The organism is Pararhizobium antarcticum (assembly GCF_001885585.1).
GTDB classification, from domain to species: Bacteria; Pseudomonadota; Alphaproteobacteria; order Rhizobiales; family Rhizobiaceae; genus Pararhizobium; species Pararhizobium antarcticum.
In genome coordinates, this window is sequence record NZ_LSRP01000089.1 from 1 (window position 1) to 25034 (window position 25034).

The window sequence follows — 25034 nt, forward strand, 5'->3', positions numbered from 1 at the left end:
GGTGATCTTGGTCTGGCCATCGGCGCCGGCAGCACCGGTTGCAAACAGCATCAGCGTGTCGGAGGTCGAGGTATCGCTATCGACCGTGACGGAATTGAATGTCGGGCCGGTCCCTTCGGACAGAAGCACCTGCAAGGCTGCCGGCGCAATGTCGGCATCGGTGACGACGAAGGACAGCATGGTCGCCATATCGGGCGCGATCATGCCGGCACCCTTGGCGATGCCGTTGATCGTTACCGTGACGCCGCCGATCATGGCAGTGCGCGTCGAAACCTTGGGGTAGGTATCGGTGGTCATGATGGCCTTGGCCGCCTCGAACCAGACATCGCCTGTCGCGGAAACGGCTAGCGCATCGAGCACGCCGGAAAATTTCGTGGCGTCCAGCGGCTCGCCGATGACACCGGTGGAAGCAAGGAAAACCTCGCTTTCCTTGCAGCCCGCAGCCTTGGCGGCCGACTGGGCGGTGAGCTCTGTCGCGGCTCGACCCTTCTTGCCGGTAAAGGCATTGGCATTACCGGAATTGACGACAACAGCGCGGGCCACGCCGCCCGGTAGGTTGCTCCGGCAAAAATCAACGGGAGCCGACGGGCATTTCGACCGGGTGAAGACCCCGGCGACCGCCGCAGGCGCGTCGAAGATCATCATCAGGACGTCGGTTCGGTTCTTGTACTTGATGCCGGCAGAGGCGGTCGCCATGCGCACGCCGCGGACGGCTGGCATCTCGGCGAAGGATTTCGGGGCAAGCGGGGAAACGGTTCCGGACATGATCAGACCTGCAGGACAAGAGCAACGGACCGGCAAGGCGGACCGACGACAAGGTCCCGAAAGACATTATGTCCCCGGGACCCGTTGAAACTCGAAGGCTTAAACCAAAAGCACGTGACCGCGTGACGACAGCAGACACGTCCTCAGCCGTTCGGAACCGCCGCTCAATTGGCAGCGGGCTCCTTGTTGGCGTCATCATAGGCCTTCTTCAGTGCCGGATCGATGATTTCGACGCCGGCATCCTTCTTCGCCGCAGCCAGCAGCTCGAGATATTTGTCGCGCATGACCAGCTGCTTGACCTGGGGCTCGACCTGCTCGAGCGCCGGGGCTGCCTGGGTGCGCCGATCGTCGAGACGAATGACATGAAAGCCGAACTGGGTCTTGACCGGGGTCTCGGTGTACTTGCCCTTTTCAAGCGCAAAGGCTGCCTCGGAGAATTCCGGAACCATGCGGTCCTTGGTAAAATAACCGAGATCGCCGCCGCCATCCTTGTTCGGATCGGTGGACTTTTCCTTGGCGAGCGCTGCAAAATCCTTGCCGGCATCCAGTTCCTTGATGATGGCCTTCGCCTCATCCTCGGTCTTGACCAGGATATGGCTGGCCTTCACCTCTTCAGGCGGTGTGATCGCCGCAATTTCCTTGTCATAGCGCGCCTTGACGTCTTCCGGCTTGATCGCTTCGACGACATGCTTCTTGAAAAACGCGTTGTGCAGTTCGCGATTGGCCAGGAACGAAACCCGGCGCTTGAAGGCTTCGTCGTTCTGAAGGCCTTCCTTGTTTGCGCCTGCGGCAAGCAGCTGCATGTCGATCACGGCGGACAAGGCGGCCGCACGCTTCTGCTCTTCGGGAAGCTGGGCGACCTGCGGATCGAGACCGCTGATGGCCATGTCGATATCCGACTGGTGAATCTCGCTTGCACCGACCTTGGCGACAACCGGATCGGCCGCATCGGCGGCGAAGACGGATCCCTGGGACGCCATCAGGGCGACCAGCGCCACCGCTGCCAGCTTGTTGTGCTTGAACATTCGTCTAACCTTTCGCGCTTCAAAACCGAACCCTTCGGGCCGGCCAAAAAACGTTCCACATCATCATATTGTGGCCGTTCTGTAGCCTCGCCGCGCCTCAAGTCCCGTTGACATAATTCGACCCCCCTCTTATCTGTCACGCAACCTCGCGTCCAGAACAGTTTCCGGGCGTTCCAGTGCATAATGCGGAAATGTGCTCTCCGCGCCGGAACGGGCGGCGACAGAAAAGAAAGGACCATTCCTTATGGTCAGTCTCGGCGGCCTCGCCCGCAAAATTTTTGGCTCATCGAACGATCGTCGCGTTCGTGGCTACAAGGCACGCGTCGACGCGATCAACGCACTCGAGCCGGAGATGAAAGCCCTCAGCGATGAGGCACTGGCTGGAAAGACCGTGGAGTTCCGCCAGCAGCTTGCCGACGGCAAGACACTGGATGATCTCCTGGTGCCGGCCTTTGCCGTGGCACGCGAAGCCGCGCGACGCACGCTGGGCCTGCGCCCCTTTGACGTCCAGCTGATCGGCGGGATGATCCTGCATGAGCGCGCCATCGCCGAAATGAAGACCGGCGAAGGCAAGACACTGGTCGCGACACTGCCGGTCTATCTCAACGCGCTCGCCGGCAAGGGCGTGCATGTGGTCACGGTCAACGACTACCTTGCTTCCCGCGACTCGGCGACGATGAACCGCATCTACGCCTTCCTCGGGCTGAAAACAGGCGTCATCGTGCATGGCCTGTCGGACGACCAGCGGCGCGATGCCTATGCATGCGACATCACCTACGCGACAAACAACGAACTTGGCTTCGACTATCTGCGCGACAACATGAAGTACGAGCGCGCCCAGATGGTGCAGCGCGGACACTTCTTCGCCATCGTCGACGAAGTCGACTCGATCCTCGTCGATGAAGCGCGCACGCCGCTGATCATTTCCGGCCCGCTCGACGACCGCTCGGATCTCTACAACACGATCAACGCCTTCATTCCAATGCTGGAACCCGAGGACTACGAGATCGACGAGAAGCAGCGTTCGGCCAACTTCTCGGAAGTGGGCACGGAGAAGCTCGAAAACCTTCTGCGCGACGCAAATCTGTTGAAGGGCGAAACGCTCTACGACGTCGAGAACGTGGCGATCGTCCACCATGTCAACAACGCGCTGAAGGCCCACAGGCTGTTCACGCGCGACAAGGACTACATCGTCCGCAATGACGAGATCGTCATCATCGACGAATTCACCGGCCGCATGATGCCGGGCCGCCGCTATTCGGAAGGCCAGCACCAGGCGCTGGAAGCCAAGGAAGGCGTCAGCATCCAGCCGGAAAACCAGACACTCGCCTCGGTTACCTTCCAGAACTATTTCCGCATGTACAAGAAGCTCGGCGGCATGACCGGTACGGCTTCGACCGAAGCCGAGGAATTCGGCAACATCTACGGTCTGGAAGTGCTCGAAGTCCCGACCAACCTGCCGATCATCCGCCTGGACGAGGACGACGAGGTCTATCGGACCGCGGAAGAGAAATACAAGGCGATCATCGCCGAGATCAAGGAAGCCCAGGACCGCCAGCAGCCGGTTCTGGTGGGAACGACCTCGATCGAAAAGTCCGAGCTTCTGGCCGAAATGCTGAAGACTGCAGGGTTCAAGAACTTCCAGGTCCTGAACGCCCGCTATCACGAGCAGGAAGCCTTCATCGTATCGCAGGCGGGTGTTCCCGGTGCAGTCACGATCGCCACCAACATGGCGGGCCGCGGCACCGACATCCAGCTCGGTGGCAACCTCGAAATGCGCATCGCTGCCGAACTCGGCGAGATGGAGCATGGGACCGAACGCGATGAAAAGGAAGCTGCGATCAAGGTCGAGGTCCAGCGCCTGAAGGACATCGCGCTCGCCGCCGGCGGTCTCTACGTCCTGGCGACAGAACGCCATGAAAGCCGCCGCATCGACAACCAGCTTCGCGGCCGTTCCGGCCGTCAGGGCGACCCCGGCCGTTCGAAGTTCTTCCTGTCGCTGCAGGACGACCTGATGCGCATTTTCGGCTCTAATCGCATGGATTCGATGCTGACCAAGCTTGGCCTCAAGGAGGGCGAAGCGATCGTCCATCCCTGGATCAACAAGGCCCTCGAACGCGCGCAGAAAAAGGTCGAGGCCCGCAACTTCGACACCCGCAAGAACCTGCTGAAATATGACGACGTGCTGAACGACCAGCGCAAGGTGATCTTCGAACAGCGCATCGAACTGATGGATGCGACGGATGTGACCGAAACCGTCACCGATATGCGCCACGACGTCATCGACGATATCGTCAACAAGCGCATCCCGGAAAAGGCCTATGCCGAACAGTGGGACGTCGACGGCCTGACCAACGATGTCCGCACCCAGCTGAACCTCGACCTGCCCGTCGCCGACTGGGCTCGGGAAGAGGGCATCGACGAAAACGATATCCGCGAGCGTCTCACGGCAGCAGCGGACGCAGCGGCAGCCGATCGCGCCGCGCGCTTCGGGCAAGACATCATGCAGTATGTCGAACGTTCCGTCGTGCTGCAGACGATTGACCATCTGTGGCGCGAGCATATCGTCAACCTCGATCACCTTCGTTCGGTCGTCGGCTTCCGCGGATACGCGCAGCGCGATCCGCTGCAGGAATACAAGTCCGAAGCCTTCGAACTTTTCCAGGCCCTGCTCGGCAATCTGCGCCAGGGCGTGACTGCGCAGCTGATGCGCGTGGAACTGGTCCGTGAGGCAGCCGACGCCCCGCAGCCGCAGCTCCCGGAGATGGAAGGCCATCACATCGATCCGCTCACCGGGGAAGACGACTTCAATGAAGGCGAAAGCCAGTTGCTCGTTGCCCCGGAAAACCGCGATCCGCAGAATCCGTTGAGCTGGGGCAAGGTTTCCCGCAACGAACTCTGCCCCTGCGGCTCCGGCAAGAAGTACAAGCACTGCCACGGCGCCTTCGAAGCTTAAAACGCGGCGGCTTGCTTTTAGAACCTTTGTTTTTCTGAAACGGCAGACGGGATTGCAGTCCCGTCTGCCGTTTGACTGACCTCACGAAATTGACCCAGGTGTCTATCGACCTGACCGGCCTGTTTTTCCGAGAAACAGCATGCCGCTCGCTGGCTGCCATGCCATCTCCCGCACCGCCCTGCACCCTTTGTTAACGCTGTTCTGGCTACACTGACGGCCAGTATTGCGTAATCTCATGGGTATTCCCTTGTTCCTGGCTGCATGTCATACGGCTGGACGACTGTTGCCGCCGGCCTTGCGCGAACGGCTGTCGCCGTTTGCCCAAAAGCTGGTGCCCGTTCTCACCGAAAACGATCCGAAGCATCGGGCGCAGCGCATGGCGCTTGTCGCGTTTGCGATCCGCATCGTCAGCGCGGCCATCGCCTTCGTTTCGCAGATCATCCTCGCGCGCCTCATGGGTGAATTCGAATACGGGATCTTCGTGTTCGTCTGGGTCCTCGTCGTTCTGTTCGGCAATCTCTCCTGCCTCGGCTTCCATACGGCGATCATCCGCTTCCTGCCGCAGTACCATGCGCGCGACGCGCTGCCTGAGATCCGCGGCCTGACGACAACAGTCAGGATATTCGCCCTCGTCTCCGCAACAGGCCTTGCCATTGTTGGCATCAGCGGCCTCTGGCTGTTCGGCGACCGAATCGACAGCTACTACATCGTCCCGCTCTATCTCGGCATCTTCTCCTTGCCGATGATCGCGCTCGGCGACGTCATGGACGGCACGTCGCGGGCCCATAGCTGGGCGGTGTCGGCGCTCAGCCCGACCTATATCATCCGCCCGGTGCTCATCCTCGGACTGATGATGCTGGCTGTTGCGATTGGCGAGCCGCACACGGCCCGGACCGCGATGATCGCTGCGATGGCGGCAACGTACCTGACCAGCGTGACGCAGTTCTTCATCCTCACCTGGCGGCTGCGCAAACGCTATGTCAAAGGCCCGCGCAAGATCGAATTCGGCACCTGGATCCGCATTGCCCTGCCGATCTTCCTGATCGAGGGTTTCGGCTTCATGCTGACAAACTCGGACGTTGTGATCGTCGGTCTCTACCTCGACCCGCAAAGCGTCGCGATCTATTTTGCTGCCGCCAAGACGATGGCGCTGGTACATTTCGTGATGTTTTCGGTGAAGGCGGCCGCCGCCCCGCGGTTCTCCGCAGCCATGGCCGATCCGGACCGCCAGCAACTGGCCGTCATTGCCGTCGAAAGTGCGCGCTGGTCGTTCTGGCCATCGCTTGCCGTAGGTGCGCTGGTGCTGCTGGCCGGCAACTTCCTGCTGTCGCTCTTCGGACCAGCCTTTGTTTCCGGCTATCCGCTGATGGTCATCCTGTTTGCCGGCATCATGGCCAAGGCGTTTGTCGGACCGGCCGAGGCTTTCCTGACCATGGCGGGACAGCAGAAGCTCTGTGTCGGCCTCTACGCGGCAGCGCTCGTCTGCAATCTCGCCCTGAACATGACGCTAATTCCGCTTTTCGGCCTGTCCGGCGCTGCCCTGGCCACCGCCGGTGCCATGCTGATCGAGGCCATCCTTCTTCATCTGGCCGTGCGCCATACGTTTGGCATCGTGCTGTTCGCCTTTGCGGACCCCCATGCCAGAACCATCAAATCAGAGGCTCCCAGACCATGACCGGCACGCCAAACTACCCAGACGATCCGACCGGCCGCGCAGCGCGGGTACTAGGTGGGCTGGCCCCCACGGTCCTCCATCATCCGGCCGCGGAAAACAGCCTGCCGATCGGCCGACCCGGTCGCAAGCTCTGCCTCTATCCGGCCCGCGCCGGCTATGACCTGCAGCAGGAACTGGACTTCCTGTCGAACAGGGCGCTGGAGCCGAATGTCTTTTTCACCGGGCGCTTCCTCGCCCCGGCCATGCCGCGCCTCGAGGACCGCGTTATCCGCCTGGCGCTGATCCGCGACGAGAACGAACAGCGTAGCCGCATCCGTTTCCTGATGCCGTTTTCCATTGAAAAGCCCGGTTTCTCCATTGGCGCATCGATCATCCGCGCCTGGTCGAACCCATTTGGGCCCCTCGGCGTCCCGCTGCTCGACGCGGAAGAAGCCGCCGAAACGATCGACAATCTCTACGAGGCCCTTGCCGATCCCACGGCTGGCCTGCCTTCGGTTCTGGTGCTTCCGGATGTCCGGCTGAAGGGCAAGTTTGCCCAGCTTGCCCGCGCCGTCGCCATCGGTCGCAACCTTCCGATCACGGTGACAGACAGCTTCACGCGGCCGATGCTGGAAAGCCTTCTGGATGGCCAGACCTATCTTCGCAAGGCAATGAACCCCTCCCATTTTCGCGATCTGCGCCGGCAATGGGGACATCTGGAGGCGCTGGGTAAACTCGACTACAACGTCGCCCGCCAGCCGGCCGACGTCCGGGTGCGCATGGAGGAATTCCTGGCGCTCGAGGCAAGCGGCTGGAAGGGCCGGCAGCGCACCGCCATGGTTATGGATCGCTACCGCGCAGCGTTTGCCCGCGAGGCGATCACCAATCTTGCCGAGGCAGACAGCGTCCGCATCCACACGCTCGACCTGAACGGAACGGCGATTGCCGCGATGATCGTTTTCATGATGGCCGGCGAGGCCTATACGTGGAAGACCGCCTATGATGAGCAATATGCCCGCTATTCGCCCGGCAAGCTGCTGATGGCGGAACTGACGGAATGGCATCTCGACGACGCCAACATTATGCGTTCTGACAGCTGCGCCGTGCCGGATCATCCCGTGATGAGCCGATTCTGGGAGGAACGCGAAGAGATGGGCACGCTGGTCATCGGTCTTCATCAGAACCGCGACCGCGATGTCCGACAGGTCGCAGCGCAGCTCCATCTCTACCGAAATACCCGCAACATGGCCCGCTTGCTGCGCGAGAAAATCCGCGCCCTGGCACCGCGTCGATCGAAATAGCCGGTCAAATCAGGCAGCCGGCTTTGCAACCTCGGCTGCCGCCTGCTGACGCAGAAGCCGGCGGATGACCTTGCCCGACGTCGTCAACGGCAGGCTTTCGACAAACTCCACCTCGCGCGGATATTCGTGCATCGACAACCGCGTCTTCACCCAATCGCGGATCTCTGCCTCCAGCGCCGGGCTCGCCGCATGCCCGGGCTTCAGAACGACATAGGCCTTGACGATTTCCGTTCGCAGCGCATCCGGCTTGCCGATCGCCGCTGCAAGCTGGATGGCCGGATGGCCGGCGAGACAGTCCTCGATCTCGCCCGGACCGATCCGGTATCCGGATGAGGTGATGACATCGTCGTCGCGGCCGAAGAAGGTAACATAGCCTTCCGCATCCTGAACGCCCTGGTCTCCCGTCGTCATCCAGTCGCCGATGAATTTTCGCTCCGTTGCCGTGTCATTGTTCCAGTAGCCGAGAAACATCACCGGGTCCGGCCTGCGGACGGCCACTTGCCCTACGGTTCCAACAGGCACACTGTTGCCCTGCGTATCGATGATCGCGACGGTATGGCCTGGCACTGCCTTGCCCATCGATCCCGGCTTCAGCACGCCGAGATGGGCCGCCGATGACAGCACGATGTTGCACTCCGTCTGGCCATAGAATTCATTGACCGGCACCCCGAAGGCTACGCTTGCCCATTCGCCTGTTTCCCGTCCAAGCGATTCGCCCGCTGAGCCGATCGTGCGCAGGTTGAGATTGTAGTGCGCCCGCGGATCTTCGACCACCTTCAGCAGGCGCAGCGCCGTTGGTGGAATGAAGGCATTGCGCACCTGCATTTCGGCCATGATGCGAAGCGCCATGTGCGGGTCGAACTTCTGGCCCGGTGAGGAAACGACGGGCACCCCGAGCAAAAGGGACGGCAAGAGCGCATTGAGCAATCCGCCCGCCCAGGCCCAGTCGGCCGGCGTCCACATCCGGTCGCCCGCCTGCGGCAGGTTGGCGTGGTGGAACTGGAAGCCCGGAATATGGCCGAGAAGCACGCGATGTCCGTGCAGCGCACCCTTTGGCGGGCCTGTCGTGCCTGACGTATAGATCATCATGGCGGGATCATCCGGCGTCGTGTCCGCTGCCGCAAACACCGCCGGGAATTCGTCCGCCAGACGGCGGAAGGATCTGGCATCGGCTGGCATCTCCCCGGCGTGATCGGTCAAAACGACGCGCTTCAGCGCAGGCAACCGGTCGCGCAGCGCAGCAATCTTGGTCCATCCGAAACCATTGGTGACAATCGCGGAGGCGCCAGCGTCACGCAGCCTGTATTCAAGCGCCTCGACACCAAAAAGCAGGGCGAGCGGCAGCGCAATGGCGCCGGTCTTGTAGATGGCCGCATGCGCGATGGCCGTCTCGAACCCCTGGGGCAGCAGGATCGCCACTCGGTCTCCCGGCAGGATCCCGTTTGCAACAAGACCATGGGCAAAGGACGAGGACCGTGCTGCAAACGCGCCGTAGGTCAGCGACAGATGCGCGCCATCCGGGCTGAAATGCTGCAGGCAGATCCGATCCGGCTCCCGTGCCGCCCAGGCATCACTGACCGCCACGCCGATGTTGAACCGCGCCGGAAGCTGCCAGCGGAAATCGCGGCGCAGGGTGTCATAGGAATCGCGGATCGGCAGCATGTATCGCCCGGAAAGAGTTTCGCTGCAGTGCAATACCATTGTCGCAGCCCGATGTTCAACTGCCGTGCACATTGAGGATCTCGCAGGCAGGTCGCCGCTCTTTCTGCTGCCACCAACGGCGGATGTGTTGACAGAATATCAATGATGCCTTACGACTGACGAAATTCAAATTTCGTCAGTCGTAAGGCATCACACAATGCAAGACGCCACCAGCGCCGAACTCGACACCATCCGGCAGGAAAACATCACCCGGATCCTGGGTGCGGCCGAACGGCTTTTCCGGCACTACGGCTATGGCAAGACAACGGTCGCCGACATTGCCCGCGAGCTTGGCATGTCGACGGCGAACATCTATCGTTTCTTTGCGTCCAAGGTCGAGATTCACCAGGCCATCTGTAGCCAGATGCTGGCTGGCAGCTATCAACTGGCCCGCCATACCGCCAGCCTTCCCATCAGTGCGACCGAGCGGCTGCGCCGCTATGCGCTGGAGCAGCACACGCTAACGGTCGAGACGATGATGGATGAGGAAAAGGTGCACGAGATGGTCATTGTCGCCATCGAGCGTGACTGGGCTGTCATCGAAAAGCATATCGACCGGTTGCACGACCTCATCGCCGAGATGGTTTCCGACGGCATTGCTGCGGGCGAGTTCCGTGAGCAGGACGTATCTGTCGCGTCGAAATGCTTCGGTGCGAGCATCACCTCACTCTGTCATCCGCAACTGATCATGCACTGCATCTCGAAACCCAACCGGGCAAAGCCCGAAGATCTCGTGGATTTTGCAATCCGGGCGCTGATCTGACGCATCGCCACACGACTGTAAACCGCACTTCAGACATCAAACGAACAGGAATTCAGCCATGTTTTTTCAGGCCGCACAGATCAGGACGACGTTGAAAGCTTCCGTGCTGCTTGCGGCGATGGCCGGTCTGGCAGGCTGCTCGGAAGAAGCGCCGGAGACCAGGGCGGAAGTCATCCGCCCCGTGAAAGTCATGACGGTATCCGAGGCGCAGACAGGCCGCGACCTCGAATATTCCGGCGCGATCCGGGCGCGCACCGAAATGGCGCTTGGCTTTCGCGTCGGCGGCAAGATCACCGAACGGCTGGTCGACATCGGCGGCCGTGTGAACAAAGGCGACGTGCTTGCCCGCATCGATACGACCGACTACGCCTTGTCGGTTCTGACTGCGCAGGCCAATCTCGCCGCCGCCGAGCGGCAGGTTGAAACCGCGGAACTGACCCGCAGGCGCGCCAACGAGCTTTTCGACAAGCAGGTGTCACCGAAATCGCAGCTCGAACAGGCCCAGCTTTCCTATAACCAGGCCGTTTCGACGCGGGACGCCGCCCGCTCCTCTCTCGAACAGGCGCGCAATCAGGTATCCTATGGCGCCCTGCAGGCCGACCGGAACGGCATCGTCACGGCGGTCAATGCTGAAGCCGGGCAGGTCGTTGCTGCAGGAAACCCGGTGGTCACCATTGCTGCTGATGGCGAAAAGGAAGTCCAGGTCGCCGTCCCCGAAACCGACATCCTCGCCTTCAAGCCGGGCAAGACAGTCAAGGTGGCCATCTGGTCCAACAGTGGCGAGTTGCTGCAGGGCAAGGTTCGCGAGGTGGCCGGCAGTGCCGATCCGCAATCGCGTACCTTTGCAATCCGCATCAGCCTGCCGGAAAACACGCCGGCCCTGCTCGGCATGACGGCATCCGTTTCCACGGCCGCCGATGCCGGCCCCTCTCTGATCGCTGTTCCGCTCAGCGCGCTTGCCAAGGATGGCGAGAAGGCCTTGGTCTGGACGGTCGATCCGGCCAGCGAAACCGTCCATGCGCGCCCGGTCGAGATAGCGGATTTTGCAGGCACGCAGGCACGCATCGCACAGGGGCTGAAGCCCGGCGACATCATTGTCACGGCCGGCACGCAGTTCATGCGCGAAGACCTGAAAGTGAAGCTGCCGCAGGCATCACTGAACCAGCAGGCAAGCGCAACCGACGATATCGCGACGGCCAAGCGCATTCGCTGAGTTGAAGTAGAGAGAACGGAACGACGCCATGACGACCCCCCACGATCGCGCAACCGGCACTGGCAAACAAGCGTTCAACCTGTCGCGCTGGGCGATCGGTCATCCGAGCATTGCCCGCTTCCTCTTCGGCCTCATCCTTCTGACCGGCGTTTTCGGCCTGATGAACATGGGCCAGAAGGAAGATCCCGATTTCACCTTCCGCGTCATGGTGATCCAGGCCTCCTGGCCGGGGGCCTCGATCGAGGAGATGCAGGACCAGGTCGTCAACAAGATCGAGCGCAAGCTCCAGGAGACGCCGCATCTCGACTTCGTTCGCTCCTACAGCCGCGCCGGCAGCGCCATCATCACGCTGCAGGTCAAGGGCGACACCGACGCCGCCGAAGTGGCTGATGCCTTCTACCAGGTCCGCAAAAAGGTCGGCGACATCCGCTCAGAGCTGCCATCCGGGCTCTACGGCCCCTATTTCAACGATGAGTTCGGCGATACCTTCATCACCCTGCACTCCCTGACCGGCGCGGGCTACAGCTATCCCGAGCTGAAAACCTACGCCATCCAGGCCCGCGATATGCTGCTGGCGACGCCGGGCGTCGAGAAAGCCGTCATCATCGGCGACCAGCCCGAGAAAATTTTTATAGACGTGTCCTCCAAGGCCCTGGCCGAGCGCGGATTGACGCTCAACGATCTCGGCAACACGCTGGCCGGCCAGAACAGCATCGACCCCGCCGGCAGCGTCGATACCGGCGAACGCTCCGTGCGCATCTCCGTCGAGGGCAGCGTCGACAGGGTCGACGATATCCGCGAGTTGCGGCTGCGATCCGGCGAGCAGGTGACACGGCTCGGCGATATCGCAACCGTCACCGCGGGGCTCGAGGACCCGGTTGCGCGCAAATACCGCTTCGATGGCCAGGACAGCGTCCAGATTGGCGTGGTCATGGCCAAGGGCTACAATGTCATCGACGTCGGCAAGACAGTCGAGGCAACCTATGACCGTTTCAGCGAAGCCCTTCCCTATGGCGTGAAGATCGATCAGATCGCCAACCAGCCGGAGGTCGTCACCGAAGCGGTCGGCGAGTTCATGAAGGCACTTGGGGAAGCCCTCGTCATCGTGCTGATCGTATCCTTCCTGTCGATCGGCTGGCGGTCGGGCCTCGTCATCGCCATCGCGATCCCGCTGGTTCTCGCCGCAACGTTTGCGATCATGTACGAAATCGGCATCGACCTGCAGCGCATTTCGCTGGGTGCATTGATCATCGCGCTCGGTCTCCTGGTCGATGATGCCATGATCGTCGTCGAGATGATGGAGCGCAAGCTGGAAGAAGGCTTGGAGAAGGTCGAGGCTGCGAGCTTTGCCTACTCGTCCACCGCATTTCCCATGTTGACGGGCACGCTGATCACCACTGCCGGCTTCATCCCGGTCGGCTTTGCCGCCTCGACGGCCGGCGAATATGTCCGGTCGCTGTTCTACGTCGTCGGCATCGCGCTCGTGGTGTCCTGGTTCGTCGCCGTCTATTTCACGCCCTGGCTCGGCTATATGATCCTCAAGCAACGCAATCATGCCGGAAGCCACAAGGATGTGTTCGATACACGCTTCTACCGCCGCCTGCGTGCAAGCGTCGGCTGGGCGGTACGCCACCGGCTGATCGTCATCACCTTGACGCTCGGCACCTTTGTCACCAGCCTCTGGGCGTTCCAGTTCATCCCGCAGAACTTCTTTCCGCAATCCTCCCGTCCCGAAATCCTTGTCGATCTCTGGCTTCCGGAGGGCACGAGCATCTCCGAGGTGGAGGCACAGGCAAAGGCGCTGGAGGACCGCATCGTCACGGATGAAGACAAGCGTTTCATCGCCACCTATATCGGCGAAGGCGCGCCGCGCTTTTTCCTGCCGCTCGACCAGCAATTGCGCAATCCGAACTTCGCCCAGCTTCTCGTGATGGCCAGGGACGAACCGGCCCGCGAGCGGCTGATCGTCAAGCTGCGCGGCATTCTGGCGGAAGATTTTCCGGACGTGCGTTCCAAGGTCGACCGGCTGTTTCTCGGCCCGCCGACCGGCTGGCCGGTGCAGATGCGCGTCAGTGGCCCTGATAGGGCAGAGGTGCGCCGCATCGCCGACGAGGTGAAGCAGGCATTCTCAGACAATCCGATGCTGGGCGCCATTCATGACGACTGGCTGGAACCGGTGCCGGCTATGAAACTGGTCATCGACCAGGATCGGGCCCGGGCGCTCGGGGTCACGTCGCAGCGCATTCGCCAGATGTTGCAGGCCACCACGAGCGGCGCACCGCTGGGTGACTTCCGCGATGGCGAGGAAACGGTTTCGATCGTCGCCCGCGAACCGGAGGAAAACCGGAAACTGCTGTCGGCCATCAACTCGGTCTATATCCCGACGGATTTCGGTGGCTTCATTCCGCTGTCGCAAATCGCCAAGGTGGTTCCCGTTCTCGAGCAGGGCGTCGAATGGCGGCGCGACCGGCTGCCGACCATCACCGTGCGCGGCACCCTGCCGGACGGCGTCCAGCCCAACGACGTCGCATTGAAAATGTATGGCGAGTTGCAGGGCCTGAGAGATGGTCTGGCGCCCGGCTACAAGGTCGATATTCAGGGCGGCGCCGAAGATGCAGCCGAAAGCCAGGCCTCGATCGCCGCCAAGGCGCCAATTATGCTGCTGGTCATCGTCCTGCTGCTGATGATCCAGTTGCAGCACTTCGGCAAGGCGATGCTGGTGCTCGCCACGGGTCCGCTCGGCATCATCGGCGCCAGCGCCGCACTGTTGATCAGCGGTGCCCCGTTCGGCTTCGTCGCGATCCTCGGCGTCATTGCCCTGCTCGGCATCATCATCCGCAACTCGATCATCCTGATCGACCAGATCGACCAGGACATTGCCGCCGGTATGAACCGGATGGACGCGATCGTCGGCGGGGCAGTGCTTCGTTTTCGCCCGATCACACTGACGGCGCTGACCGCCGTGCTGGCGCTGATCCCGATCTCGCGTGGCGTCTTCTGGGGTCCGCTCGCCTATGCCATGATGGGCGGCATCCTGGTTGCGACCGTGTTGACGATCTTCGTTCTTCCGGCAGCCTATGCGGTATTCTTCGGTCGCGAGCCGAAAAAATACCCCACGGAAGAGGACGCAGCCACCGCACCCGCGCAGCCTGACGAAGACCGTCGTCCGGCCGCCATAGCGGCCGAATAGCAAGCAAGCCGGAAGTTCCGATTTCAGCGATAAAGGCGACAGGGCTCTTGCAGCGCTGTCGCCTTTGCATTCCGAGAAAACGATTTCACAAACTGTCTTGACTTTAAACCCGAGGTCGACAATTCATAGAGAAAGCTTGTGAAATCGATTTCATAAAATCGGGGAAATCCTGTGCCTGACGAACCGGACGTCAAACTGATCGATGTTGCGCGGAAGGCGGGATGCTCACCGGCGACGGTGTCGCGGGTGCTCAACCACAATGCCAAGGTCAACACTGCCACTCGCGAAAAGGTGCTGCAGGCGGCCATGGATCTCGCCTATGTCCCGAACGGCTCTGCCCGGAGCCTGCGATCGACGAAATCGCGCCTCGCCGGGGCTGTGATACCGACGCTGGATCACGCGATCTATGCCACCATGGTCAACAGCCTGCAGGCGCGCCTTACGGAAAATGGCGTGTCGCTGATCATCAACACGTCGTCCTACGACATCGACAGGGAATACGAGCAGGTCCGGCTGCTTGTCGAGCGCGGTGTCGAATCCGTCGTGCTCGTCGGCGCCGCCCATCGCCGCGAAACCATTGCCCTGCTCGAGCAACGCAACATCGCCTACGTCTTCACCTATACAGCCAAACCAACGGACATTGGCGCAGCCGTGGGTTTCGACAACGAGAAAGCGGGCCGGCTGGCCGCGCGCCATCTCATCGATCTCGGCCATACCAGGATCGCCATGCTCGGCGGGATCACCATCAACAATGACCGTGCGGTTTCGCGCCGAGACGGCTTCGTCGCGGAACTGCGCGATAACAACCTGGCGCCGCTCGGCATTCTCGAAACGCCATACCAGGCAGACGGCGGGCATGCCGGGATGAAGCGGTTGATGCTTGCGGACACCCCACCGACCGCCGTCATCTGTGCCAGCGACATCGCCGCGGCGGGCGCACTCAAATATTGCCGGCAGAACGACATCGCCGTTCCCGGCACCGTCTCGGTCCTTGGCTTCGACAATCTCGACATCGGCGAGCTGACGACACCGGAACTGACGACGATCGATGTTCCGGCAGGGGAAATGGGCAGGATCGCTGCTGACTATCTGCTGGCGCCAGCGGCGCAACGTCAGCACATGCGCATCCGGGAACTGCCACTCCGGCTGGTGGTGCGCGGCAGCACCGCTGCGCTACTGCGATGAAAAAAGACCGTTCTCCGAACAACAATCGGTCCATCTGTGAGAGACAAGACATGAATCCCAGAGCCCTGCTGACCACGCTTTTCCATGCCGCCGTCGAGGCCGCCAACCCCGATCATGGCATTCGGAAATTTCTCCCGGAGATGCCGAAAGGCCGCACCATCGTCATCGGCGCCGGCAAGGGGGCCGCCCAGCTGGCGCGCGCCCTCGAGAATGCATGGCCGGGAAAGCTCGAGGGTGCAGTTGTCACGCGTTATGGTTATGCAGCCCCCTGCACACAGATCGAGGTGCTGGAAGCAGCGCATCCCGTACCGGATCAAGCAGGACTGGCGGCGTCGGAAAGGCTGCTGGAACTGGTCGAGGGTTTGACGGAAGACGATCTGGTCATCGCGCTGATGTGCGGCGGCGGATCGGCGCTTCTGCCCGCCCCGCCCGAAACCTTCGAACTCGCCGACGAGATCATCCTCAACGAAGCGCTGCTCAAATCCGGCGCGCCGATTTCGGCGATGAACCTCATCCGCAAGCATTTTTCCGGGATCAAGGGCGGACGCCTGGCTGCCGCAGCCTATCCCGCCAAGGTGGTGACATTTGTCGTTTCGGATATCCCCGGGGACAATCCGGCGCTGGTATCCTCAGGCCCGACCATCGCCAGCGCAGGCGATGCGCAGGACGCCTTGAGAGCGATCGAAACCTACCGCATCGACCTGCCGGCCAACATCCTGCGACACATCGAGACCGCCGCCCCCGCTCCATCCTGCGACAGTCCTGTCTTTGCAGGACATAGGGTTCATCTGATCGCGTCAGCGAATGTCTCGCTGGAGGCGGCTGCAACCGTGGCGGAAAGCCATGATGTCCGTGCCGTCATCCTCTCGGATGCGCTGGAGGGCGAGGCTCGCGAGGCCGGCCGTTTCCATGCCGCAATCGCGAAGGAGGTCGAACGCCGTGGCCGGCCGTTTCAGACACCCGTGGTGCTGCTTTCCGGCGGCGAAACAACCGTCACCCTTCGCGGCAAGGGCAAGGGTGGACGAAACACCGAGTTTCTCCTGTCCTTTGCTGCGCAGATTTCCGGATCATCGCGAATCCATGCACTGTCGGCCGACACCGACGGGATCGATGGCAGCGAGGACAATGCCGGCGCCTTTGCCGACGGATCCAGCATAAGCCGCATGCTGGCCGCAGATATCAGGGCGGACCAGCATCTTGCCAACAACGACGCATGGTCCGCCTTCAGGACTGTCGACGATCTCTTCGTCTGCGGACCCACCGGCACCAACGTCAACGACTTTCGCGCCATTCTCATTCTCTGAACCGTTCTCTAAGGCAGAGACGCGAAACTCAGAGTTCGCGCAGCACCGGAGCCGCCTTCTGGCCGAGAACGCGCCATGTGCCAACCAGCCCGATGCCAACCGTCATTGCAAGCGCGATCACCACGGTCAGCCCCGCAACGTCAGGCAGGAAGGACGATGGCAGCGTCATGATCCGGCTGACGACGAACCAGGCGGAAACGCCGCCCGCAAACAGCGCGAAAATCGCCGTGGACAGACCGAGAATGGCATATTCATAGCTGAACGCCCGGATCAGGGTCGAGCGCGTCGCGCCGAGCGTCTTCAGCACCACCGCATCATGGATGCGCGCCCGGTTGCCGGCGGCAAGCGCACCGGCCAGCACCAGCACCGACGCGACCAGCGCCACGGCCGCGGCGGCACGGATGGCGGTCGCCAACTGCCCGACCAACTCGTTGATGATATCGAGCGCATCCTTCACCCGAACGCTGGTGATCGTCGGATAGCCATTGGTGATCGCCTTAAGCGCGGCCGATTCCTGCTCCGCCGTGGCATTGGGATCAATCACCGTGGCAAGCCAGGCATGGGGAGCCCCCGCAAACGTGTTCGGCGAGAACACCATGACGAAATTGATCGACAGGGATTCCCATTCAACCGTTCGGAAATTGGCGATCTTTGCCGTGATGTTGCGGCCAAGCACATTGACGGTGACCATGTCGCCAATCTTCAGACCCAGTTCACCCGCCTCTTCCTCCGAAAACGACACCAGCGGCTCGCCATTATAGTCGGCAGTCCACCATTCGCCTTCCGTCAGCGTCGAGTTTTCTGGCATGTTTTTCGCATAGGTGATGCCGCGGTCGCCCCTGAGCACCCATTGCCCGCTGGGCGGAACCGTCATCTTTCCGACATCCACGCCGTTGAACGCGAGGATCCGGCCGCGCAGCATCGGCACTTCGATGATCTTGCCGTCCGGCAGCGATGTTTGCAACAGCGAGCGGAAGCCGTCGATCTCCGTGCCCTGGATATCGACGAAAAAGAAGTTCGGCGCCCGTTCCGGCAGGTTTCCTGTCAGCTCCCTGCGCAGATTGCCGTCGATCAAGGCCAGCGTCACCAGAAGCGCCAGACCAAGGCCGAGCGAAAGCACGACCGATGGTGTCAGCGCACCCGGGCGGTGGATATTGCCGATCGCCAGCCGCAATGCCGGAGATTTGACCCGCGGCGCCCGGCGCGCCAGCGCCGAGACCAGCACGGAAACACCGCGCAGCACGATGAAGGCGAAGGCGATGGCACCGAGGAACACCATCGATATATAGCGATCATAGGCCGTCAGGATGGCCAGCCCGCCAAGCAAGGCGAGGCAGAGACCGGCACCGACCAGATAGGGCCAGGACGGCAGGCGCGCCCGCTCGAAGCCCTGCTCGCGGAACAGCGCCGTCGCCGGCACGTTGCGTGCCCGGCCAAGCGGCAGGATCGCAAAGGCGAGCGCGGTCAGGACGCCGAACAGGGACGCCATGCCGAGTGCCGAGGGGAAGAGCTGGAAACCGGTCGATACCGGCAGTATGCCGGCCAGGAACTGGGCCGCGACATAGGGAATGAGTGCGCCGAAAACCAGGCCGATGACGATGCCAATCAGCGCGATGAACAGGATCTGGAACAGATAGATCATCACGACAACAGAAGCGGGGGCGCCAAGGCACTTGAAGGTGGCGATCACGCCGCGTTTGGAATCAAGAAAGGCGCGAACCGCATTGGCCACGCCGACGCCCCCGACGATCAGGGCGGTCAGGCCGACAAGCGTCAGGAACTGCGAGAACCGGGTAATATTGGCTGTGAGTGCCGGTGCGGCATTCGCACTGGTGCGGATCGACCATCCGGCGGACGGAAACTGCTCCTCCGCCTGCTTTCGGATCAACGGCACACTCGCACCATTGTCGATACGCGCCTTGTAGCCATATTCGACCAGACTGCCCTGCTGGACCAGCCCGGAAGCCGCCAGTGCATCCGTCGAGACCAGCAGCCGCGGCGCAAAACCGAACCCCTCGGACAGGGCATCCGGTTCGCGCAGGATCGTGCCGTTGACGCGTATCCGCGCCGTGCCCAGCAAAATATCGTCACCAACCTTGATGCCGAGCCTTTCAAGCAGAAGCGGGGCGACAAGGCCACCGAATTGCGTGCCATCCTTTGCCAGGCTGGCGGAAAGGGGTGCCGCTGGCTCGCTCTGAAGGGAGCCGTAGAGCGGATAGGCGCCATCGACCGCCTTCAGTTCGACCAGCGCCTGATTGGAACCATCAGGCAGGCGCGCCATCGAGCGCAGCGACGACGACACGGAGATTGCCCCCATGCCGTCCAGGAAGGTCTTCTCTTCCTCGGTCGCAACCCGGTTGTTGAGCTGAAAGCGGATGTCGCCGGCCAGAAGCTCCCGGCCCTGGCTGGCAATGGAGCCGGTAATCGATTGCGAGAGCGAATTGACGCCGGCGATCGCCGCGGTACCCAGCGCAATACAGGCGAGAAAGATATAAAACCCCTTCAGGCCACCGCGCATCTCGCGCAGCGCCAGCCGGAAGGCAAGCGCGACGGAGCTTCCGAAGCGCTGGGGTGCAATGTCGGCGACGATCCTCATGCGCTGGCGACCGCGCTGCGAACGGCGCCTGCATCCTGTGTCGGACTGTCGGCCAGCCCGTCAGCGACAATCTCGCCGGAGCGCACCCGCACCTGGCGCGAGCATCGCGCTGCAAGGCTTGCATCATGGGTTACGAGAATGAGGGTCATGTCGCGCTCGGCCTGCTTCGAGAAGATCAGATCGGCGATCTGACGGCCGGTCTCGGCATCCAGATTGCCGGTCGGCTCGTCGGCGATCAGAAGCTTAGGCGATGGCGCCAGCGACCGGGCAATGGCGACGCGCTGCTGTTCGCCGCCGGAGAGCTGGCCGGGATAATGGGACAACCGCTCGCCGAGGCCGACGGAAATCAGCTCCTGTCGGGCGATTTCGAAAGCGTTTCTGACATTGGCGAGCTCGAGCGGCACCGCCACGTTTTCGAGCGCCGTCATGTTCGGAATCAGATGGAAGGACTGGAAGACGATGCCGATGTTGCGGCCGCGAAATTCGGCGACCTTGTCTTCGCTGAGGCCATGCAACGGTGTGCCAGCAATGGTGATCTCGCCGCTGTCAAGCCGTTCGAGGCCGGCAAGCACCATCAGCAGGGTCGATTTCCCCGAGCCCGACGGCCCGACGATACCCACCGATTCGCCCGTACCGATGGTCAGGTTCATTCCCTTGAGAACGTGCACCGATGCTGCGGCCTGCCCAAGCGTCAGATCCGCATTTTTCAGTTCGATCATGGTTTTTACCAAAGGAAACCGCCCTATATGTGAAAATATGAAAACGCCAGTTTGACTGTTACGACTGGTTTGTGAAAACGGATTTAGGGACGACGCCATGCGATTAAAAGGTTTCCGGGCATTTTTGTTGATGCTTGCCCCTCTGTTTCTTCTGGCGCCCACGACGGTTCGCGCTGAGACAATCAATCTTGTCGGCTTCGGAGACAGCCTGATGGCCGGTTACCAGTTGCCGCCGGAGGATGCGTTTCCTGCACGGCTGGAAAAAGCGTTGCGGGAAAAGGGCCTCGATGTGTCGATCGCCAATGCCGGCGTTTCCGGCGATACGACCTCTGGCGGGCTTGCCCGCATCGACTGGTCGGTGCCCGACGGAACCAAGGGCGTCATCCTCGAACTCGGCGCCAATGATGCCCTGCGCGGCATCCCGCCTGAAGACAGCCGCAAAAACCTTGACGCCATGCTGGCCAAACTCAAGGCACGCAATATCCCTGTCCTGCTGGTCGGCATCTATGCGCCACCGAACATGGGCGAGGATTATTCCGCGCGTTTCAACCCGATCTATCCGGCGCTTGCAGAAACCTATGGCTTGGAACTCTATCCCTTTTTCCTCGATGGTATCGTGACGGATCCGGCGCTGAAGCTGGACGACGGCATGCACCCGAATGGACAGGGCATCGGCGTCATGGTCGAGAAATTCCTGCCGGTTGCCGAGCGCTTCATCCGGGCCATTTCCGCTGGCGGCTGATCGGCTTTTGCCGGCTGGTGGCCGTTGGGCAACGCGGCAAAGATCGTTCAGAGGTTGTTAACAAGATGAGCGCCAAATATTGCAGGTGCTAAATAATAGTTGCTTGCAGATCATCGGCATGTTTCGCTGAGCCATCTGTTAGAGATTCGGGGAGCTCGTTATGCCGAGACTTTTCACCGCCCTCGAGATTCCGCGTAATGCCGCGATGAGCCTTTCATTGTTGCGTGGTGGTCTTCCCGGTGCCCGTTGGATCGATGTGGAAAACTACCACATCACGCTTCGCTTCATCGGCGATGTCGACAACCGCACCGCAGACGAGATCGTCGATCGGCTGGACCGGATCGAACGTCCCGAATTCCAGTTGCGACTGACTGGCATGGGTGCCTTCGGATCGAAGAAGCCGCATTCGGTCTTTGCGGGCGTCAGCCCCCCCCCGGAAATCTATGCGCTGCAGGCGGAAATCGAGCGCATCTGCCAGAGACTGGGCCTGCCAGCAGATCCACGCAAGTTCACCCCGCATGTCACGCTGGCGCGGTTGCGTTCGTCGCGTGTCGATGATGTCGTCAGCTACCTTGGCGAACGCGGCAACTTCCACACCAGCACCTTTACCGTGCCGCGCTTCGTGCTGCTCTCGTCGCGTGATTCGGTCGGTGGCGGACCCTATCTGACGGAAGAGATCTTTCCGCTCTACGAAAAACGCTCGTCCAGCCTGCCGATGAGCGACGAACATCCGTCGGAAAGCATGGTGTAGACCGTCTCGAAACCATCGACGCCGCTGTAATACGGGTCGGGCACGTCCAAGGCAGTGCCAAGGGCATAGTCCAGAAACAGGTGGATGCGCGTTTGTGCGGGCGGCGGCGCCAGAAGGCGCAACTGTTCAACATTCCCGTGATCCATGCCGAAGATCAGGTCGAATCTTTCGAAATCCGTCTGTTCGACGCGCCTGCAGCGCTGCTGGCCGATGTCGATGCCGTGACGCTCGGCCACGGCGATGGAGCGCGGATCGGGTGCATTGCCGAGATGCCAGCCGCCGGTTCCCGCTGAATCCACGGTCACCTCACGCCTGGTTTCGCCAGCCTGTTGCCGCAAAATCCCCTCCGCCAGCGGCGAGCGGCAGATGTTACCAAGACAAACAAAGAGAATGCGGGCGGGTTTCATGCTATCCAGCCTATCAAGACACAGATTGAACCTATCGGCAGCGCAGGCGTTTGGCCTTTGCGACATTCACCGTCGACGCAAGACGACGGTCCAGACACCCGAACAGTCCAGACGAGGGAAACATCATGAAGCATGAAAAGCTCGACGCCGAAACCACAAAGCAGCATCTCCATGGAATGGAGGGCTGGGTTCTCGCGGATGATGGCCTTTCGATCTGGAAAGCCTTCCGATTCAAGAGCTTCATTGAGGCTTTCGGTTTCATGTCGGAAAGCGCGCTTGCGGCGGAAAAGCTTGGACATCATCCGGAATGGTTCAACGTCTACAACAAGGTCGACGTGACGCTGACCACCCATGACGCAAAAGGCCTGACGGAACTCGATTTCAAGCTTGCCGCAAAGATGGACACGGCAGCAGCCGGACGCATGCCCGACCATATCAAATAGTCCACGTCATCCAATGTTCTGCATTGAACCGGGCATTTGAATTGCGTCGCCGCAGCCCCATATGTTTCCGATGATCGACGAAAGGGACAAGATGGACAACGTCAAGATCGGCGAAATACTCCTGCCCGGCGAACAGAGTGAACAGGAAGCCCGCGCCCGCAAGGTCCGCCGGCGCTTCTGGCCGACGCTGAAGCGCGCCATGCGCCAGGTTCCGTTCAGCCGCGATCTGGTCGCGGCCTATTACTGCGCCATGGATCCGACGACGCCAATGCGCACACGCGGCATCCTGCTCGGGGCGCTTGCATATTTCGTCATGCCGATCGACTTCCTTCCGGATATGCTGGCCATGGTCGGCTTTTCCGACGACATCGCGGTGCTGACGGCGGCCTTTGCTGCGATCAGCGGCCAGATCAAGGAAGACCACTATGTCCGCGCCGACGCGGCGTTGCAGTCCACACCGGACGAATAACCGGAACGATCAGGCGCTGTCGACGCCATCTTCCTCGAGCAGTTTCTTGAGTTTGCCGAAGGCGAGCCGGATGCGCGACTTCACCGTGCCAAGCGGAATACCCGTGGCCGCCGAAATTTCAGAATGCGACTGGCCGAAGAAAAACGCCATGCGAATCAGGGTGACCTGCTCCTCCGGCAGCTTTTCCATGGCCGCACGCACGATCTGTTCGCGGTCTCCGCTCTCAACAAGTGCATCGGGTGCAGCCGGTGCGGCCGGCATCAGGGACGGATCGGTTTCGTCGAGGGTGCGGTTGCGCATGCGTCTTGCCGCATCAATGCGGCGATTGCGGGCGATCCGGAAAAGCCAGGTGGAGAGCGACGACTTCGACGAATCGTAGAGATGGGCCTTCTGCCAGAGCACCACCATGACTTCCTGGGCGAGCTCCTCTGCCTCCATGGCGGGCATATTCTGGCGCATCAGGAAGGATTTCAGCCGGGGCGCGAAGAAATCGAAAAGCGCAGCAAATGCCGTCTGGTCGCGTTTTTGCGCGACGGCGACCGCAAGATTGGCGAAATGCTGTTTGGCATCAACATTCATTCCGCTTTTTCGGCCTCCCACAGTCTGTCTTTTCTATAATTGCACAACAGGTACAACGGTTTTGCCAAACGTCAAACTCTTGCCTGATTCTTTGTGACATAAAACGATGCCTTGCACCGATATCGTCGTCGACAAAGACGCATTCCCGGGCGCAAGGCGGCATGGGCGACACGCGGGCCTGAAAAACGGCTTGCAGCACTGTTCATAACAGGCGCAATTCATACCGGACAACGGCCGGACGGGCGGGCAACCGCTGCCGGGACAGAATGACGGTCTGGAACCTGGTAGGGTTTTGTCGTAAATGTTCTGGAATGAACCGGATATGCAGGAAATTCAGGATCGTTGACGGTTTGGTAACCTGAATTAAGCCAAAATCAATCAAATCGTGACCATGCGTAACCGGTAAATCCGGAACAGACGTGGCAGCTAAGAAACCGGCAGGACATTATGTTTGTAACAAAGCTCACCACCGCACTTGCAATTCTACTCTCTTTTGCCAGCGTGGCCTCAGCCCAGTCGCCAACCCGAATCCAGCAGTTCAATGCGTGGGGTGCCTATTCCTATACGGCAGGCACCGGCAAGGTCTGCTACGTGCTGTCGGTTCCGAAGGAAAAGAGCCCGGCAAACGTCGACCATGGCGATATCTTTTTCCTCGTCTCACAGCGCCCCGGCCAGAATATCTCCTACGAACCCCAGGCGATGATGGGCTATGCGTTGCAGGAAAATTCGAAGGTCGTCGTCAAGATTGACGCCCGCGAATTCACCCTGTTCACCAAGGGCAACTCGGCCTGGGTGGAAAACGCAGCCGAGGAACCGGCCCTCGTTGCAGCCATGAAGGGCGGCAAGGCCATGTCGGTGACGGCAAAGTCACGCAAGGGAACGCCGACATCCTACTCCTATTCACTGTCCGGCATTTCGGCCGCGCTGAAGCAAATCGAAACCTGCAGGTAAGCGCATCCAGCTCTGTGAATTTTCGCAAAGGCCGGCTCGTCCGGCCTTTCTGCGTTAACGCATTTGCTTTTTTGCAGATCTGACCTGACGTCCGGGAGGGTGACGCCTTGCGAAAAGCGTGCTAAAGGCCCGCTCCATGATGGCTGCGCGGATCCGTTGACGATCCCCATGCGCGGCAAACGAACACGGATCTCAGCATATTACGCATTGGACGTGCAGGCGATACGCTTGACGGGCCTTGCGTATCGCAGAATGGGAAATGGCGAGAATGGCCGCGACTGAAGCACGCAATCTGGACCGCCCGGTCAGGGCACCCGTCC

The 25034-nt window shown here is 61.1% G+C and carries 20 protein-coding genes; 13 read left to right on the plus strand and 7 right to left on the minus strand.

Annotation, left to right across the window (positions count from 1 at the left end; all coding sequences use genetic code 11):
- Both AX760_RS13805 and AX760_RS13810 read right to left on the minus strand, forming a co-directional pair.
- Nucleotides 1-765, minus strand: a 765-nt coding sequence (locus tag AX760_RS13805) for a bifunctional ornithine acetyltransferase/N-acetylglutamate synthase (RefSeq protein WP_175552064.1), incomplete at its 3' end; no start/stop codon positions are given.
- A gap of 164 nt (nucleotides 766-929) precedes the next feature.
- On the minus strand, nucleotides 930-1790 hold the full coding sequence (locus tag AX760_RS13810) for a peptidylprolyl isomerase (RefSeq protein WP_071833479.1): 861 nt from the start codon (nucleotides 1788-1790) through the stop codon (nucleotides 930-932).
- 244 nt (nucleotides 1791-2034) lie between these two features.
- Between AX760_RS13810 and secA the strand changes: the two genes are divergently transcribed.
- From secA to AX760_RS13825, 3 genes are all read left to right on the plus strand, one after another.
- Nucleotides 2035-4746: a preprotein translocase subunit SecA gene (gene secA / locus AX760_RS13815; RefSeq protein ID WP_071833480.1), complete on the plus strand. Its 2712-nt coding sequence runs from the start codon at nucleotides 2035-2037 to the stop codon at nucleotides 4744-4746.
- Between the two features lie 280 nt (nucleotides 4747-5026).
- Entirely contained in the window at nucleotides 5027-6421 is a 1395-nt protein-coding gene (locus tag AX760_RS13820) for a lipopolysaccharide biosynthesis protein (RefSeq protein ID WP_071833534.1), read from the plus strand.
- Entirely contained in the window at nucleotides 6418-7701 is a 1284-nt protein-coding gene (locus AX760_RS13825; RefSeq protein WP_071833481.1) for a GNAT family N-acetyltransferase, read from the plus strand. Before AX760_RS13820 ends, AX760_RS13825 begins: the two co-directional genes overlap by 4 nt.
- A gap of 9 nt (nucleotides 7702-7710) precedes the next feature.
- Here AX760_RS13825 and AX760_RS13830 read toward each other — a convergent pair whose 3' ends face one another.
- Entirely contained in the window at nucleotides 7711-9363 is a 1653-nt protein-coding gene (locus tag AX760_RS13830) for an AMP-binding protein (RefSeq protein ID WP_071833482.1), read from the minus strand.
- A 196-nt stretch (nucleotides 9364-9559) separates the two neighbouring features.
- Here AX760_RS13830 and AX760_RS13835 point away from each other — a divergent pair, with 196 nt between their 5' ends.
- From AX760_RS13835 to AX760_RS13855, 5 genes are all read left to right on the plus strand, one after another.
- Entirely contained in the window at nucleotides 9560-10165 is a 606-nt protein-coding gene (locus AX760_RS13835) for a TetR/AcrR family transcriptional regulator (protein ID WP_071833483.1), read from the plus strand.
- 58 nt (nucleotides 10166-10223) lie between these two features.
- On the plus strand, nucleotides 10224-11378 hold the full coding sequence (locus AX760_RS13840) for an efflux RND transporter periplasmic adaptor subunit (RefSeq protein WP_071833484.1): 1155 nt from the start codon (nucleotides 10224-10226) through the stop codon (nucleotides 11376-11378).
- 28 nt (nucleotides 11379-11406) lie between these two features.
- Nucleotides 11407-14568 (plus strand): efflux RND transporter permease subunit, encoded by a 3162-nt coding sequence (locus AX760_RS13845; RefSeq protein ID WP_071833485.1) that lies wholly within the window; start codon nucleotides 11407-11409, stop codon nucleotides 14566-14568.
- 171 nt (nucleotides 14569-14739) lie between these two features.
- Nucleotides 14740-15753, plus strand: coding sequence for a LacI family DNA-binding transcriptional regulator (locus tag AX760_RS13850; protein WP_071833486.1), 1014 nt, complete (start codon nucleotides 14740-14742; stop codon nucleotides 15751-15753).
- Between the two features lie 50 nt (nucleotides 15754-15803).
- Nucleotides 15804-17057: a glycerate kinase type-2 family protein gene (locus AX760_RS13855; RefSeq protein ID WP_071833487.1), complete on the plus strand. Its 1254-nt coding sequence runs from the start codon at nucleotides 15804-15806 to the stop codon at nucleotides 17055-17057.
- Between the two features lie 28 nt (nucleotides 17058-17085).
- Here AX760_RS13855 and AX760_RS13860 read toward each other — a convergent pair whose 3' ends face one another.
- On the minus strand, nucleotides 17086-19653 hold the full coding sequence (locus AX760_RS13860) for an ABC transporter permease (protein ID WP_071833488.1): 2568 nt from the start codon (nucleotides 19651-19653) through the stop codon (nucleotides 17086-17088).
- Complete coding sequence (locus tag AX760_RS13865) at nucleotides 19650-20384, minus strand: ABC transporter ATP-binding protein (RefSeq protein WP_071833489.1); 735 nt, start codon at nucleotides 20382-20384, stop codon at nucleotides 19650-19652. The genes AX760_RS13860 and AX760_RS13865 overlap by 4 nt, the downstream gene beginning before the upstream one ends.
- An 85-nt stretch (nucleotides 20385-20469) precedes the next feature.
- On the opposite strand from AX760_RS13865, the gene AX760_RS13870 reads away from it, so the two are divergent.
- Both AX760_RS13870 and thpR read left to right on the plus strand, forming a co-directional pair.
- Nucleotides 20470-21114: an arylesterase gene (locus tag AX760_RS13870; RefSeq protein ID WP_071833490.1), complete on the plus strand. Its 645-nt coding sequence runs from the start codon at nucleotides 20470-20472 to the stop codon at nucleotides 21112-21114.
- Between the two features lie 160 nt (nucleotides 21115-21274).
- Nucleotides 21275-21865 (plus strand): RNA 2',3'-cyclic phosphodiesterase, encoded by a 591-nt coding sequence (gene thpR, locus AX760_RS13875; RefSeq protein WP_071833491.1) that lies wholly within the window; start codon nucleotides 21275-21277, stop codon nucleotides 21863-21865.
- Here thpR and AX760_RS13880 read toward each other — a convergent pair.
- Nucleotides 21802-22272 (minus strand): low molecular weight protein-tyrosine-phosphatase, encoded by a 471-nt coding sequence (locus AX760_RS13880; protein WP_071833492.1) that lies wholly within the window; start codon nucleotides 22270-22272, stop codon nucleotides 21802-21804. The two genes, thpR and AX760_RS13880, sit on opposite strands and share 64 nt — an antisense overlap.
- A gap of 125 nt (nucleotides 22273-22397) precedes the next feature.
- Here AX760_RS13880 and AX760_RS13885 point away from each other — a divergent pair, with 125 nt between their 5' ends.
- Nucleotides 22398-22715, plus strand: a complete 318-nt coding sequence (locus AX760_RS13885) for a 4a-hydroxytetrahydrobiopterin dehydratase (RefSeq protein WP_071833493.1) — start codon at nucleotides 22398-22400, stop codon at nucleotides 22713-22715.
- A 91-nt stretch (nucleotides 22716-22806) separates the two neighbouring features.
- A complete protein-coding gene (locus AX760_RS13890; RefSeq protein ID WP_071833536.1) occupies nucleotides 22807-23184 on the plus strand; it encodes a YkvA family protein in 378 nt (125 codons plus the stop codon).
- A 9-nt stretch (nucleotides 23185-23193) separates the two neighbouring features.
- On the opposite strand, the gene AX760_RS13895 is transcribed toward AX760_RS13890, so the two are convergent.
- Nucleotides 23194-23763, minus strand: a complete 570-nt coding sequence (locus AX760_RS13895; RefSeq protein WP_071833494.1) for a sigma-70 family RNA polymerase sigma factor — start codon at nucleotides 23761-23763, stop codon at nucleotides 23194-23196.
- Between the two features lie 447 nt (nucleotides 23764-24210).
- On the opposite strand from AX760_RS13895, the gene AX760_RS13900 reads away from it, so the two are divergent.
- Nucleotides 24211-24714 (plus strand): invasion associated locus B family protein, encoded by a 504-nt coding sequence (locus tag AX760_RS13900; protein ID WP_071833495.1) that lies wholly within the window; start codon nucleotides 24211-24213, stop codon nucleotides 24712-24714.
- Nucleotides 24715-25034: the final 320 nt, after the last annotated feature.